This is a genomic window from Nocardia sp. CA-120079, assembly GCF_050955745.1.
Lineage (GTDB): Bacteria > Actinomycetota > Actinomycetes > Mycobacteriales > Mycobacteriaceae > Nocardia.
Genome location: NZ_CP192088.1, coordinates 5,237,942 through 5,251,049, shown reverse-complemented (window position 1 = coordinate 5,251,049; position 13,108 = coordinate 5,237,942). Strand labels below are relative to the sequence as shown.

General features: G+C 65.7%; 10 protein-coding genes and 3 pseudogenes. 4 read left to right on the top strand and 9 right to left on the bottom strand.

The genetic code is table 11. The annotated features are described in order from the left end of the window. Nucleotides 1-42: 42 nt before the first annotated feature. From ACQPYR_RS24170 to ACQPYR_RS24140, 7 genes and pseudogenes are all read right to left on the bottom strand, one after another. Nucleotides 43-1,200: a phosphotransferase family protein gene (locus ACQPYR_RS24170; protein WP_433621234.1), complete on the bottom strand. Its 1,158-nt coding sequence runs from the start codon at nt 1,198-1,200 to the stop codon at nt 43-45. Nucleotides 1,201-1,215: 15 nt separating this feature from the next. Then, nucleotides 1,216-1,650, bottom strand: coding sequence for a hypothetical protein (locus ACQPYR_RS24165; RefSeq protein WP_433621233.1), 435 nt, complete (start codon nt 1,648-1,650; stop codon nt 1,216-1,218). A 35-nt stretch (nt 1,651-1,685) separates the two neighbouring features. Then, entirely contained in the window at nt 1,686-2,414 is a 729-nt protein-coding gene (locus ACQPYR_RS24160) for a hypothetical protein (RefSeq protein WP_433621232.1), read from the bottom strand. A gap of 148 nt (nt 2,415-2,562) precedes the next feature. Continuing rightward, a complete protein-coding gene (locus ACQPYR_RS24155) occupies nt 2,563-3,360 on the bottom strand; it encodes a CbbQ/NirQ/NorQ/GpvN family protein (RefSeq protein WP_433621231.1) in 798 nt (265 codons plus the stop codon). 64 nt (nt 3,361-3,424) lie between these two features. After that, a complete protein-coding gene (locus ACQPYR_RS24150) occupies nt 3,425-4,954 on the bottom strand; it encodes a nitric oxide reductase activation protein NorD (protein ID WP_433621230.1) in 1,530 nt (509 codons plus the stop codon). Nucleotides 4,955-5,189: 235 nt separating this feature from the next. Next, nucleotides 5,190-5,798: a TetR/AcrR family transcriptional regulator gene (locus ACQPYR_RS24145; protein WP_433621229.1), complete on the bottom strand. Its 609-nt coding sequence runs from the start codon at nt 5,796-5,798 to the stop codon at nt 5,190-5,192. A 196-nt stretch (nt 5,799-5,994) separates the two neighbouring features. Continuing rightward, nucleotides 5,995-6,895: pseudogene (locus ACQPYR_RS24140) on the bottom strand (alpha/beta hydrolase). A 231-nt stretch (nt 6,896-7,126) separates the two neighbouring features. Here ACQPYR_RS24140 and ACQPYR_RS24135 point away from each other — a divergent pair. Continuing rightward, nucleotides 7,127-8,340, top strand: a pseudogene (locus ACQPYR_RS24135) (IS110 family transposase). A 33-nt stretch (nt 8,341-8,373) separates the two neighbouring features. Here the strand turns inward: ACQPYR_RS24135 and ACQPYR_RS24130 are convergent. Next, a complete protein-coding gene (locus ACQPYR_RS24130) occupies nt 8,374-8,814 on the bottom strand; it encodes a hypothetical protein (RefSeq protein ID WP_433635438.1) in 441 nt (146 codons plus the stop codon). A 179-nt stretch (nt 8,815-8,993) separates the two neighbouring features. Here ACQPYR_RS24130 and ACQPYR_RS24125 point away from each other — a divergent pair, with 179 nt between their 5' ends. Next, nucleotides 8,994-9,209: a hypothetical protein gene (locus ACQPYR_RS24125; protein ID WP_433635437.1), complete on the top strand. Its 216-nt coding sequence runs from the start codon at nt 8,994-8,996 to the stop codon at nt 9,207-9,209. Nucleotides 9,210-9,313: 104 nt separating this feature from the next. Here ACQPYR_RS24125 and ACQPYR_RS24120 read toward each other — a convergent pair. Continuing rightward, nucleotides 9,314-9,667, bottom strand: a pseudogene (locus tag ACQPYR_RS24120) (hypothetical protein); the annotation flags it as partial. Between the two features lie 138 nt (nt 9,668-9,805). Here ACQPYR_RS24120 and ACQPYR_RS24115 point away from each other — a divergent pair. Beyond that, entirely contained in the window at nt 9,806-11,335 is a 1,530-nt protein-coding gene (locus ACQPYR_RS24115; RefSeq protein WP_433621228.1) for an aldehyde dehydrogenase family protein, read from the top strand. A gap of 84 nt (nt 11,336-11,419) precedes the next feature. Next, on the top strand, nt 11,420-13,096 hold the full coding sequence (locus ACQPYR_RS24110) for an acyl-CoA synthetase (RefSeq protein ID WP_433621227.1): 1,677 nt from the start codon (nt 11,420-11,422) through the stop codon (nt 13,094-13,096). Nucleotides 13,097-13,108 lie beyond the last annotated feature (12 nt).

The following is a 13,108-nucleotide window of genomic DNA, read 5'->3' as shown; positions in this document are numbered from 1 at the left end:
ACGGCCGCCTGAGCCTCAGCTCCGGACGGCCGCCCGGCCGCTTCAGACTCGCTTGCCGTCGATGAGTGCGGTGAGCACCGCGAAACTGTCGTGAGCCGCGGCACCGGCGACGGCCCGTTCGACGCCGACCCGCGACACGTCGAAGGACTGCATGCGCTCCCCGGCCTCGGCGGTGCAGACTGCCGCGAGGAAAAGTTCGGTGATACTGGCGCGATACAGCGTCCACAGGTGTTCGAGGTCGACTCCGATCCCGGCGGCGGTGAACCGGGCGGCATACCGCTCGACGAGTTCGCGTTCGATCGTGCGGAGCAGGTCCGGCTCGACCGAGGCGTTCGCGAAGTAGGCGACATCGCGGATGCCGACCCCGGCCGTCGCGATCTGCCAGTCCAGGAAGCCGGGCCCGGCGTCGGTGAAGAAGAGGTTGCCCAGATGCGGGTCGCCATGGATCAGGGTCTGCGGCTGCGCGGCCCAGAAGGCATCGATATCCGCGCTGCGCTGAAAGAAGATCTGGCACCGGCGCTTCATGGCCTCGGGTATCAGATCTTTGGTATGCCCGGTGATGTCCTGGAGGAACCGGCGACGGATGAGATCGCCGAGGCGGATATCCCCGGTCGTGCGCACGGTGAGTGGCCGGAGGTCGTGCGCGAACCGGCCGCTAGCCCGGAATGCGATGTGCAGTTCGGCCATGGCGTCGATGACGGCCTGGGCCTCGGCTCGCGTGACCGTATCGACGACCGTGCGGAATTGCGCGGTTCCCGACAGATCCTCGAGCACGAGGATGCTGCGGCGCCGAAGCCGATCACATTGTGCAACATAGCATTTCGGTACCAGCACCGGCGGATTCGCGCCCAATGCGTGATAGGTGAGGACCTCCCGGGTGCCGAGGCGGAAGACATTCATCAGCACGTGCTGTAAGTAGTTGCGCGGCGGCAATTTCACGAACAGGTGCTCGGGAACCGTGCCGCTGTCGGACTTCACGGCGATGCGCGCACGTGCCGCCGTGCCGGTATGCGTGTCGAGCACTCGCACCGAGGTGAGCGCGCCCGGCCGCAGGCCCAGCGCCCCGCCGAGCCAGTGTTCGGTGACCTCGTGGATGCGCAGTGGAATCGTCGTCCGGCCGGGTACGGCTCGATCGAGTCCGGCCCGGACCGCTTCTCGCGCGGCCATTCCGAGGCCGAGCGCGGTATCGATTGATCGCAAGGACCTGACCTGGCCTTACCGATGACCGGTTTGCTGCGCCCGCTCGCGGGCGATCCGCTCGTCGTGGATTCGGACGAGTTCGCGGTAACCGATATGCTTCCATTCCGGTTTCGGCTGTACTCCCCATTGATCCTGGGCCGTCGTCTGGCCCGCGGCTTCGGGTTTGCCGCCGAGCGGTGGCGCGTCGACCGCGCCCTGCTTGCATTCGAGCGTTTCATCGGAGTAGCGGACCTTCATCATCTCGTCGCAGATCTCGGTGAGCGATAGAGTCGGCCAGCCGTACCAGATGGCCAGGGCCGGTACCGTCATCGAACCTTCGACGACCAAGACGACCAGGCAGACGAGGATGCCGCGTTTGAGCCATTTGTGCATCCTCGCGAACGGTGCCGTGGTACCCAGCGGCAGGTCTTGCTCCGGGGATGCTTCGGCTTTCGGTGATTCGGTGCTCATGATGTTCTCCTGAGGCCAGGAACGATAGGGGACGGTCAGTCGGAGAAGATTTCGCGATTCACAGTGTGTAAGTAGGGAATCGCCAGGAATGGCGTGATGTAGAAGATGTCGTACAACCACCAACCGATCACCGGCGCCACGACGCTCTGGAAGCGCACATCGGCGTACAACGTCATATTGGCGACGTAGCCCACCCAGATCACCACGCCGAACCAGCAAGTGACGATCAGCCATTGATGGCCCCAGCGCTTCATCTGCAGGAATGCGATGCCGGCGGCGATACGCATCGGGAATACCACGAATATGCATGCGATTTCCCAGGCTTTTTCGCCCGGCGCGCCGGAGCCGCCTATCCACATTTCGTTGTAATGCCAGAAGTAACCGGCATCGAGGAAGTTGCCCCACGCGGTGAAGAACACGCGATTGACGATCGTGTGGCTGGCGAGCACGTCCAGCACCCAGCCGATGCTGTTGAGAAAGGCATCGAGGATGACCAGATAGCCGATCAGGGTGACCATCATCGGCCGGACCGAGAGGCCCTCGCGTTGTGCCTTGCGCTGCAGCCACAAGCCGCGCAGAAAGATCGGCAAACCGATGAACCCAACGATGAGGGTGCCCATCAGCGCGGTACCCGTGATGAGCCAGCGGTCGGCACGACGCTGTGCCAGCCGGCTTTCATCATGGTGCTCGTCGTAGGTGTTCGAATTGTGCTCCGGCGCTTTTCTTCCGGAGCCGCGGCGCAGGGTGAATGTCGGCATATTCATGATCGCACCTACCAGTCCCGGTTCATGTACATCCCCATTTGGATGAGGAACATCGCGAGCAGAAATCCGTACATGGCGATCTGGAATACGATCAGCGCCCGGCGGCGCCTTCGATCTTGTTCGTTCATCGAGTGATCCTCCTTGGTGACTACGCCGGCGAGTCGTCCGCGGCGAGCAGGCTTGCCGTCGCGATTTCGCGCAGGCCGTCGTTGATGGCTCCATCGCTGCTCAATGGTGCGAGCACGCATGCCTGGACGGCCTCGAGTTCGCTCGCGCCTGCCGCGATGAGCCGCGCCGCCGCTACCAGCACCCGCGTCGAGGGCGGCTCGAAGTGGAATACGTCGTCGGCATGTCGAATGGTGTTGGCGCAGTTGATGAGTCGCGCGGCGACCGAAAGACCGATGCTCGCTTCCGCGACCAGCACCTCGGCCTCGCGGTCGGGCGGCAGGTAATTCATGGCGATGGTGACGAAGCGCTGCCGGAACGAAGGCTTCAACTCCTTGAGCGAGCTGCGGTAGGCCGGGTTGTAGGAGCAAACCAGCATGAACGACGCGGGTGCCGGTACTGTCTCGTCGGCACGATCGAGGTAGAGCGTGCGGCGATGGTCGGTGAGCGAATGCAGAATGGCCAGCGAATCGTGCCGGGCCTCGATCACCTCGTCCAGATAGCAGATCGCGCCGGATTTGACCGCCCTGGTCAGCGGGCCGTCGGTCCAGGCGACGTCGCCACCGGACACCAGGAACCGGCCGACCAGATCGGAGCTGGTGAGATCGTCGTGGCAGCTGATGGTGACCACGGGCCGGCCGAGCAGGTGGCCCATGTGCTCGACCAGGCGCGTCTTGCCGCATCCGGTCGGTCCGGTGAGCATGACCGGCATGCGCTGGTGGAACGCCCATTCGAACAGCCGCACCTCGGTGCCGCTGGCGTAGTAGAGATCGGTTGTCATACGCACTCCTCGGCGACGGTGCCGTAGGGGATCGGTGATCGGTTGGGGAGAAACGGAATTCGTGTCATCGGTCGACCAGTTCGCGATGGATGTGGGCGAGGACGCGGGGCAGTTCCTCGACGCGCCGGATCCGGCGGGATCGGCGCGCGCCGAAGACCTCGGGGAGCGGATCGACCCGGGTCGGGCCGACGCCGAGGTAGTAGATCGAAACCCCGGCGGCGTCGGCCTCCTCGACGGCGTGCGCCACATCGGCCCAGGCGTAGCGGCCCTCATATCCTTCGTCGGACATCAGGCCGTCACCGATCACGATGAGCAGGCGCCGTTCGGACGGCTGCTCGAGCAGGCGGCGGGTCAGGTGCCGCAGCGGTGCGCCGAGGCGGGTGTAGCCGCCGGTGCTCAAGCCCAGACTGCCCGGGTCCACGAAACGGGCATCGTCGAAGTCCTTGAGGCAGCGCACCTCGACCCGATGGCGGGTATTGCCGGTGAACACGAACAAGCCGTGGCGTTCCCGGGCCAGTGTCATGGCTCTCGAAAGGGCATCGGCGCAGGCCAATTCGAGGCGGAAGATCCGGCCGCCGTGCACGCCGAGGGAGGAACTGCCGTCCAACAGCACCGCCGTGGTGACGTCGCGGGAACTGGGCAGCAGATCACGGAACACGCGGGGCTCGGACACCGCCCCGGCGACGGAATCGACGTAATGCTCGATGTACCGGTCGATGTCGAGATCCGACCCGTCCTCGAGGCCGCCGCGCATCGCACGGTGCGTGTGTTCGGTGAACCACCGGCGGATCTCGGGAGCGACCGGTGCGACCGGTCGCGGCCGCGTGGGATGTCCGCGCTCCAGCACCGCGACGTGGTCGCGCAGCAGGCTTTTCGTCCACAGGTTCCACTCCGGATAGGGGAGCCCGGGACGCTGATCGGCGCGGATCTCGAGTTCCTCGTCCTCCGGCCGGCTCGGCGGCGGGAGATTGGAGTTCCGGCTGCCGCCGTCACCGCCGACCGGCACCGATATGACGCGATAAGAGTCGCTGCGTTTCGAGGTCCACGGCATCCGGGCGTACGCCCGGTGCACGGCAACGGCCAGACCACTGCGGGCGGGCGCGGCCAGCGGGAGCTTGCCCAACAGGGGATGCTCGGCTATCGCATGCCGGGATCGCGCCAAATTCAGGGCGCGGTCCAATATTTCGTCTTCCGCGAGATCGTGGTCGGCGATCGTGAGATCAGGCAGCAGACGGCGCAGTTCGGGCAGCAGGCCGGGAAGCCGATCGGCGATCCACCCCACGGCCACACCGCCTTCGACGATCGACAGCGCACCGAGTTCCCGTGCGGACAGCTCGTGCAACGGGTATCGCGCTATCCGGTCCTTCGACGGCGAACACTGCAGTGCCACACCGCATGTCAGCGTTGCGCGCGACCAGTCCGCGGCCACGGGCGGATAGGGGACGTGTACGACGCGACGGGTCGTGTCGAGACCGAAACCGCGCCGCTCGCCGGTCACCAGCCGGACACCCTCCCGGCGACGCCCGGAGAATGCGACGGCGGTGACGGCGCAACTGCGCTCGATCGCCAATCCACTCATCCCGCGCGGACTCATGGCGTACTCCGTGCGGACGATCGTCGGATACCGCTGGGGCCGGACGCGCTCAGAAGGTGTTGATATTTTTCAGGACCCAGTACCAGAATCCGATGACCAGCAGCACCAGGCCCCACGACAGGGCAATGCGCAGGATGTCCAGCAGCATGATCGTCTCTCCGTATCCGTCGGTTCGAAGCGGTTGAATGGTTATCGGAAGTTGTCCGCGACGCTCGGTTCATCGAGGCATCAGGGTTCATCGAGGCTCCAGGCTGCGCAGCACGGTGATCAGATAGCTGTCGAGTGCGTTGGCGCGCAACGACTTCGAGCCGGAGGTCGAGCTCAGCATGGCGTAGAGCCCGAGCAGGAAGAAGACCGCGCTGTGGTAGGGATCGACCGCGATCTCGGCCTCGCCGTTATCGCGGGCGCGCTGGATCTCCTCGACCACCAGAATGATCACCCGGTGTTCGCGCCATTCGTCGTCCAGTGGCCGGGTCGGCGAGAAGTGGATCGCGAGCAACTCTTTGAACAGCAGGCTGCCCAGGCGGCGTTCCAGTCCGAGCACCAACTGAATCGTTTTTTCCAGTGCGGATTTCAGATCGTGCGGTGTGGCGAGGAACCGGGACAGTTCCTTGGCGATCCTGGCCTCCTCGCGGGCTTCCAACTCCAGCAGCGCGTGCTCCTTGGTGGGGAAGTGGAAGTAGAAGGTGCCGCGCGCGACGCCTGCGGCCTGGACGATCGCGCCGATATCGGCCTCGGCCATGCCGACATTCTTGAACTCGGCGATGGCCGCATCGAGTACCCGCTGCCGGGTCTGTAGGCGCTGGGCCTCGCGGCCCCGTGGCTTGTCCTGAACTTCGCTCATGAACAGATTTTCTAACTTCCGTCACTGATACGCGTCAATGAAGGGCGCGTGGTGCAGTTGATCAGTCGGTCGGAATATCGTCTCCGACTTAATATTTCGCTCTCACAGCGATTCGCGTGGGCGTCTGGGTCTATACTGACAGATGTCATTGAACTGTGTCAATGAAATCGGTGGATCGGTCGAAAGTCAGATTTCCTCAGTGGAGAACGTCGTTCAGCACCGTCATCCGCGCCTGCAGGAAGGCGCGTGCGACGGGCGTCCACCGCTCGATCAGGTCGAAGCCGTGGTAGGCGCCGCGCACCACGTGCAGCGTGCACGGGACATCGGCCTGACGTAGGCGTTCGGCGAAGGCGATGTTCTCGTCGTGGAAAAGATCATTGGTGCCGACGCCGATCCACGCCGGGCAGAGTCCGGACAGGTCCTGGTACCGGGCCGGCGCGGCAAGTGGTGGCACCTCGCCGAGGGGGCCGGACCCAGGTAGGCGAGCCAGCCGAAACGATTGCTGCGCGGACTCCACAGGCGCATTGCGGACCGGTTGATATCGGTGCGCGCGGTGGTCCGGTCGTCCAGCATCGGATAGGACAGCACCTGGAGCGCGGGGGCACCTCGGCGCGTTCTCTGGCCAGTAGCGCGAGGGCGGCGGCCAGTCCGCCCCCGGCGCTCTCCCCGACGATCGCTATGCGGCCCGGATCGACGTCGGGCTGGTCGGCAAGCCAACGAAGTGCCGCGTAGCAATCCTCGAGCGGTGCGGGGAACGGGTGTTCGGGCGCCAGCCGGTATTCGACCGATGCGGCGACTGCGCCCACTCGGTCGGCGGCCGTGCGGCAGAAGTGATCTCCGAGCGCGGCGTTGCCGATGACGTATCCGCCGCCGTGGATGAACAGCAGGCCGGGTGCCGGGTGCGGGTTCGGTGTCGGTCGGAACACCCGCACCGAGACATGCGCGTTGACCGGTTCGATCGTCCCGCTCTTGGGTCCGGAACGCCCCATGAGATTCGTCAGCCTGCGGACCGGGCGGAAGGTGAGCGGACCGAATGCCGACCGTGGCAGAAACCGTGCGATACGCAGGTCCGGGTGGAAGTCGACATCCGAACCCATGGTGGTTCGTCCCTAAGTTTGTAGGTGTCTGGGGTTGGTGCCCTGGATGCCCAGGGCGGTGGGGTGTAGCTGATGGTGTTTTGCCTCGGTCGAGGCTCGAGAGGACTGGCTGCCCCGCCGCGCTGGACGCTCCGGCTGCTGATTGAGAGCTTGTTGCGGTCGTCGCTGGTTAGGGATCTGTCGGCGGAGTTGTCCATGGGCGCAATGACTTTGGAGTCAAGGAGCACGTGGGTGGATGTTCGCCCGGAGATTTGGGTCGGGATCGATGTCGGCAAACACGCGCATCACGCGTGCGGGGTCGACGAGACCGGAAAAACGGTGTTCAGCCAGAAGTTCGGAAACGACCAAGCCGCGATCGAAGCGTTGATCGCCCGCGCCGAGCGCGGTGCCGAGCGGGTGCGCTGGGCGATCGATCTGACCAGCCCGATGGCGTTGCTGCTGATCACAGTGCTGTTGGCCGCAGATCAGGCGGTGACGTATGTGCCGGGCCGGGTGGTGAATTCGATGACCGGCGGCTTCCGCGGCGAGGGCAAGACTGACGCCAAGGACGCGCGGGTGATCGCCCAGAGCGCCCGCCTGCGTGAGGATCTCAACCAGGTCGTGATGCCCGACGAACTCGTGGTCGGGCTGACCCAGCTGACCAGCTACCGCACCGATCTGATGGCGGATTGGGTGGCCGGGGTCAACCGGCTGCGCGCCCTGCTCGGGTCGATCTTCCCCGCGTTGGAGGCCGCGTTCGACTACTCGAACCGGACCCCGCTGATCCTCGTCGCCGCAATGTGCACCCCCGCCGAGATTCGAGCAGCCGGAATCGACGGTGTCACAACACATCTCACCGACAACGGCGCCTGGAAACCAGGCATCGCCAAAGCGGCCGCCACCGCCCTCGACGCCGCCGGACGCCAGAGCCTGGCCCTGCCCGGCGAGGCAGACACCGCGATGCTGGTCAAACGCATCGCCCGCAAGCTGCTGGATCTGGACCGTGAGATCAAGGACACCGACAAACTCGTCACGACCCGATTCCGGGCACACCCGTGGGCACGCATCATCGAATCCCTGCCCGGCATGGGTCCGAGTCTGGGGGCGGAGTTCCTCGTCGGTACCGGAGGTGACCTGGCCGGCTTCGCCAGCGCGGGCCGCTTGGCCTCCTACGCCGGCCTCGTCCCGGCCCCCGCGACTCGGGCCGGGTCAGCGGCAACCTGCACCGCCCGAAACGCTACAACCGGCGCATGCGGCGCGTGTTCTTCATGGCAGCCTTGTCGAGCCTGCGCTACGAGAACGGGCCCTCGCGACAGTTCTACGACCGAAAACGTGGTGAACGACTCATCCATACCCAAGCACTCCTAGCCCTGGCCAGGCGCCTGGTCGACGTGCTCTGGGCGCTGCTGCGCGACAACCGCGAATTCACCCTCGACACACCGACTCCCGTCACTGCTACGACTTGACACGGTCATTGAGAGTCCTCTCTCGGCTCGCCCTCAGGCGACCAGGTCGTCCGACTCCGACGGGGCGAAGAACGCGCCCATTCCGCGTCCGGTCAGCGCGTCGCCGAGCGCGACGAAATCATAGGACGGACCCGGGTCCCCGCCGACGCGGCCGACTTCGACCAGCCCGTCGTCGTCGGCCAGCAGCGCACGGTGGATACGGATGAGATCGGCATCGAGCGATCCCGTCAGCCGCTCCGCGTACGCGACCATCAGATACAGGCACAGCTGCTGGGCCGGTGTGTCCGGATGCGGGTCGAGTCCGCGCGACAGTTTCGTCCGCAAAGCGTCGAAGGTCTGTTCGATGTAGTACAGGAATACCGGCCGCGGGCTGTGCAGGATCTTCGCCCGCACCTGCTCGGCCAGCGCCTCGGCCGCGCCGAGCAGTACCTGTATGGTTCGCGGTGTGAGACCGGGGACCTCGTTGTCGCTCATACTCTCTCCTAGCGCAACGGCCCCGGGGCGTGACCGTGCACCAGGGCTCTATGTCGAGCGCCACCGCTCTTGTGATATCAACTGTAAAGTATTCAGTATACGGCTGCAAGTAGCTGGGGGTGCGCCGCTTACCCACGTAGTTCGTCTGCGGGAGTGGCGAAATCGACGGTGAGAACGGTGTGTGTGACTTCGTCGGACCCGTTGTCGCCGACGACGGCGACCGCGAGATCGGCATCGCTGTTGTCCTGCCGCGGATTCGGGCGGTACTCGGACAGAACAGCGGGGCGAGGTTGCGGTGCCGCAGCCGCACCGGAATCGAATCCGTTGCCTCCCGCCGGACCGTCTCGGCCAGCGCCAGCGTCATCAGTGGGCCGTGCACGACGAGCCCCGGATAGCCTTCGACGGTGATGGCGTAGGGTGCCGGGTCTCCGGTGAACAGCGCGATCTCGACCACCACGATGACGAGGCGTCCGGTGCGTCCGGACTTCGGTGTCACCGAGACGACGCGCGCTTCCCGGCGCACCGTCGAACCGGCGGTGATCTCACCGGACCACTGGACCTCCCCGCCCGCGAACATCCGTCGCGGCAGGTCCACCGGCGGCAGGAATGTGCCACGCGCGGGATGGCCGTCGAGGCCGATCGTCGAGGACAGTGGCCAGCGCGGCAGTGCCACCCAGTGCCATAGCGGCGGCAGCGGGGCACCGGACTCGATGGTGGGCGATTCGAGCAATGCGCACAGCGCCGCGACCGGACCGGGATCGATGAACTCCTCCGTGACGACTGTGTGCGGTTCCCAGCTGTCGAGTCGGCCGTTCACGTCCTCTCCTTCTGTGAGTGGTGTTACAGTTAGCATTACTGGATGGTCCACTATTCCGTCTCGGCGCGCTTGGGTGCGACGGCGGATAACGGGTTCGAACTGGGTTGGCCCTCGGCGAAGATGCGCGACCGCCCGCTCGATCTCTGCTGAATTCCGACTGGAAAGACGTCACGCATGAGCACTGGAACCACCGAGCAGTCGGTCGGCGACACCGCATCGGCGGCGCCCGCCGCGATCCTTGAACTGCAGCGGCAGGCCTATGTGCGGGAGGGGCCGCCCTCGGCCGTGGTCCGGCAACACCGGATCGACCGATTGCTCGCGATGGTCCTGGACAATCTCGATGCGTATGTCGACGCGCTGGCTCGTGATTTCGGCACTCGCTCGCGAACCGGGATTCTGTTCGCGGAGATCATGGGCATGTTGTCCACCATCGAGCACACCCGCTCGCATATCGGCAAGTGGATGCGTCCCCGCAACCCCAAGCCGATCGCTCGCCTGTACGGGATCCGGGCCCAGGTGCAACCCACGCCGCTCGGTGTCGTCGGCATCATCGGGCCCTGGAATTTCCCGCTCCAACTGGTCGTCGTGCCCGCGGCGGCCGCCTTCGCCGCTGGTAACCGGGTCATGATCAAGATGTCGGAGATTACCGCGCGTACCGCGGAGCTGACCCGATCGCTGGCGCCCGAGTATTTCGATCCGTCGGAGCTCGCCGTGGTGACCGGCGGTCCCGACGTGGGCGCCGCCTTCACCGAACTGCCGTTCGACCATCTGTTCTTCACCGGATCGACCCGGGTCGGCCGGCTGGTGCAACGGGCCGCCTCGGCGAATCTGGTCCCGGTGACATTGGAACTCGGCGGGAAGAATCCGGTGGTTGTGGCGCCGAACGCCGATGTCACCCGGGCGGCCGCCCGGATCGCCCGCGCGCGGATGATCAATGGTGGGCAGGTCTGCGTGAGTCCCGACTACGTCTTCGTGCCCGAGGACCGCATCGACGCCTTCGCCGATGCGCTCGGCGCGGGTTTTCGGAATACGTTCCCGGCCGTCGCGGCCAACGAGGACTACACGGCCTGCGTCGACCAAGCCAACTACGACAGGGTTCGCGCCCTCATCGATGAGGCGCGCGCCCAAGGGGCGCGGGTCGAACAGATCGTGCCACCGGGTGAGACCCTGCCCGATCCGAGCACTCGAAAGATCCCGCCGACCGTAGTCCGCGACATCACCGATGACATGCGGATCGCCACCGAGGAGATCTTCGGGCCGGTTCTCGTCCTGCGGCCGTATGCGAAGCTCACCGATGTCGTCGACCACCTGAGTGGAGGGCACGCGCCGCTGGTCGCCTACTGGTACGGGCCGGGCGGTCGAGACTTCCGCGCCTTTGTCAGGAATACGCGCAGCGGCGGGGTCTCCCGTAACGACTTCGCGCTCAATATGTTTCCGGAGGACGCACCCTTCGGCGGGGTCGGGGCCAGCGGTATGGGGGCCTATCGCGGGAAGGCGGGCTTCGACACCTTCACCCATTACCGCACCGTGGTCGGCACCGATCTCCCGTTCGTCATCACCGCGCTGGCCGCGCCGCCGTTTCCGCGGTTCATCCACCGCGTCATCGATATCGCGCTGCGTGCCGCGCACCGGCGCACGCGTCGCCGTCTTGGCGCCCGTGGGTCCGGACGTCGAGTCCAAGCACCGGACTCGAAAAATTCCTGACGATATCTGTTGTAACCATTACCGTATCACTTACAGTTTGTCCGTCCTACTGCGTGCGCGCAGCACACGACCGAGGAGCCACTGTTGTCTCGTTCCGTGACCAGATCCGAACCGTCGACATCGCAATTCACGCTCGCGGCGGCCGCCGATGCCGCCGCGGCCGCCATTGTGGATCGGGAACTGATCTGCCAGGGCGATCGGCGCCATACCTTCGCGCAGGTCGCCGAGCGATCGAAGCGGTTAGCGGCCTACCTGCACGCCCAGGGGCTCGGCTGCCACACCGAACGCGCGGAACTCGCCGATCACCAGGTGGGGCAGGACCTGCTGGGGATCTACGCCCACAACGGACACGAGTACGTGGAGGCGATGATGGGCGCCTTCCGGGCGCGTGTCGCACCGTTCAATGTCAACTACCGATATGTCGAGAACGAACTGCGACAGCTGCTGGCGGATGCCGGTGCGACGGCGCTGATCTATCACGCCGCGTTCGCGCCACGGCTCGCCGAGGTGCTGCCCGAACTGCCCACCCTGCGCGTACTGATCCAGATCGCCGACGAGTCGGGCAACGAATTGCTGGACGGCGCGGTCGATTACGAGACCGTCATCGCCTCGACCGCACCGGATCCGCTGCCTGTGCAACCCTCTCCCGACGATCTCTACGTGCTCTACACCGGCGGCACCACCGGTATGCCCAAGGGGGTACTGTGGCGCCAGCACGATATTTTCATGGCGGCCTGCGGTGGGCGGGATATGTTCAGCGGATCGCTCATCGAGTCCTACGACGAGGTCGCCGCCCGGGTGGCGGCGAATCCCGGTGTCCGGCTCATGTTGCTGCCCCCGCTGATTCACGGTGCGGCGCAGTGGGCCGTCCTGACGGCGATGATGACCGGACAGACCGTCGTCTTGTCCCCGGTCGTGGATCGTCTCGATGCCGACGAGATCGTGCGCGCCATCGAGCGGGAGCGGGTAGCGATTCTGATCGTGGTCGGTGACGCGATGGCCCGACCGCTGCTCGCCGCGATCGAGTCGAGTTCGGCGGACGTATCGTCGCTGGTGGCATTGGCCAGCGGCGGCGCCGTGTTGAGCCCGTTGCTCAAACAGCGGTGGATCGCCGCGATTCCCGGCCTGGTCGTGATGGACGCCGTCGGCTCCTCGGAGGGCGGCACCCAGCTGAATCACGTCTCGGCGTCCGGTTCCGTATCGACCGGCACGTTCATACCGGGGGCGGACACCTGCGTGGTGGCCGAAGACTTCGGCTCTGTGCTGGCAGCGGGCCACGACGGTATCGGATGGCTCGCACAACGCCGCTTCACACCGCTCGGCTACAAGGGCGATGCCGCCAAGACCGCGGCCACCTTCCCGGTCATCGACGGTGCGCGGTACGTGCTGCCAGGAGACCGGGCACGACTGCTGGCAGACGGATCCATCGAACTGCTCGGCCGGGATTCGGTCACGATCAACTCCGGCGGCGAGAAGATCTTCGTGGAGGAGGTCGAGCTGGCGATCTCGTCGCATCCGGCCGTCGCCGACGTCGTGGTGGTGGGCCGCCCGAGCGAGCCATGGGGCCAGGAGGTCGTCGCGATCGTCGCGCCGGCCGAGGGGGCCGAGCCGAGTGTCGAGGAATTGATCGCCCATGCCGCGGAATCCATTGCGCGGTACAAGCTTCCGAAGGCGGTCGTGTTCTGCCCGGAGATCGTGCGCAGTCCGGTGGGTAAGGCCGACTACCGCTGGGCTCGTGAACAAGCGATCGCCGCAGGCTGATTCGCGACAGAG